General features: G+C 59.0%; 2 protein-coding genes and 1 pseudogene. All 3 read left to right on the top strand.

What is annotated here, in order from left to right; translation table 11 throughout:
- On the top strand, positions 1–852 hold an 852-nt coding region (locus AC29Z1_RS17655), incomplete at its 5' end, for a tripartite tricarboxylate transporter permease (protein WP_488272745.1).
- Positions 849–1,355: a tripartite tricarboxylate transporter TctB family protein gene (locus AC29Z1_RS17660; protein WP_488272746.1), complete on the top strand. Its 507-nt coding sequence runs from the start codon at positions 849–851 to the stop codon at positions 1,353–1,355. The genes AC29Z1_RS17655 and AC29Z1_RS17660, both read left to right, overlap by 4 nt.
- Positions 1,356–1,392: 37 nt before the next feature.
- Positions 1,393–1,665, top strand: a pseudogene (locus AC29Z1_RS17665) (menaquinone biosynthesis decarboxylase); the annotation flags it as partial.

Raw genomic sequence — 1,665 nt, forward strand, 5'->3', positions numbered from 1 at the left:
GCCATCGCCGAGATGATATCGCTCATGGTTGAGGGGCACACCATCACCTCCGAGGGCGTCGTCCAGAAGCCCGGCGGCGTGTTGGAGGGCATGAAGGACGTATTCAGGCACTGGTGGCTGTTCCTGCGATCCAGCATCATCGGCACCGTAATCGGCATCATTCCCGGCATTGGCGGCGGGACTGCGAACGTCATCGCATACAGCCATGCGGTACAGACGTCCAGGCACCCGGAGAGATTCGGGACCGGGGTGCCTGAAGGCGTGATCGCTCCTGAGTCCGCGAATAACGCCAGTTTCGGTGGAGCGCTGGTCCCAACGGTGGCCTTCGGGATCCCGGGGAGTGAGATGTGCGTTGTGCTCCTTGGCGCTTTCATGCTGCACGGGCTTGTTCCGGGACCTGAAATGCTCAAAGAGCACCTTGACCTCGTGTTCCAGATGGCATGGGGTGTGGTATTCGCGAATATCATCGCCTCGCTAATAGGCGTGGCACTGATGAGCTGGCTCGTCAGGCTGTGTTCGGTCAGGGTATCGCTTCTTGCGCCCCCAATCATCGCAATATCACTCCTTGGTGCCTACGCTACAGCGGGCAACGTGGCCGATGTGCTGGTAGCGCTGGTATTCGGCGTGTTTGGTTACTGGATGAAGAAACTCGGGTACCCGCGCGCGCCTCTCATGATAGGGCTTGTGCTGGGCGGTCTCGCCGAGGTCAACTTTCACCTTTCGCTGCAGATCTACGGCCCCGGGTTCATCTTCCGGCCGATAACGCTCATCATCCTTGGAGCGATCCTTGTCTTTGCGTTCGGTCCGTCGGTGCAGCGCATCGTGGCTGGAAGGAGGCATGCGGCAGCATGAAGGCATCTGAGCAATATGCATTTGGGCTCGTGGTAGTGGCCGTGCTCGTGGGGTTCGTGGTCATCAGCGTTGGGTATCTGCCACAGGCCAGATTGGCTCCGCTTTGTATAGGCGTGCCCACCCTGGGTCTTATGCTAGCCCAGATGCGGCAGGTGTGGGTCTCACGCAGGATACCCGCACCAGTCGTCAAGCCTGAGGGCGGGGCCTCGGGGGCCGGCACATCCTCCAGTGCTAGCGAGAAACACAGAGAGGCCGCGGGAAGTGTCACGCTTGCCACGGAACTCTCGATAATCGGATGGATCGCTGGATTCGCAGCGCTCATCTGGCTTGTGGGGTTCACCGTGGCCATACCGGTTTTCCTCTTCTTGATGGTACGAACCAGGTTTCGCGAGAGCCTGGCGGTATCAGTGGGTCTTGCGTTTGCCGTGTGGGCCGGCCTTTACATTGCTTTTGAAGTACTTTTGAAGGTCCCAATGAACTGCGGTATTCTGCTCGGGATGTAGCCATGTCATGTAACACGGTTGATCGGGGGGTACGAAGTTGAGATACAACGACCTGAGAGAGTACATTGATGCCCTTGAGAAGAATGGGCTGCTCAAACGTGTCTCGGAGGAAGTGGACAAGGACTGGGAGATCGCCGCTCTGTGCAGACTGGCTTTTACCAAGCTGCCATCAGAAGACCGGCCCGCACTTCTCTTCGAGAATGTCAAGGGGTTCAAAACTCCCGTGGTCGCCGGCGTGCTGGGCGCGTCACGCCGCGTTTATGCGATGGCCCTGGGGATCGATGAGTTCGGCGACAACGTCCTCACCGGG

Source organism: Sporomusa sp., assembly GCF_057736855.1.

What these genes read in the sequence shown, in the direction of transcription:
- AC29Z1_RS17660 (WP_488272746.1), top strand. Translation starts at nt 849, where the DNA reads ATGAAGGCATCTGAGCAATATGCATTTGGGCTCGTGGTAGTGGCCGTG.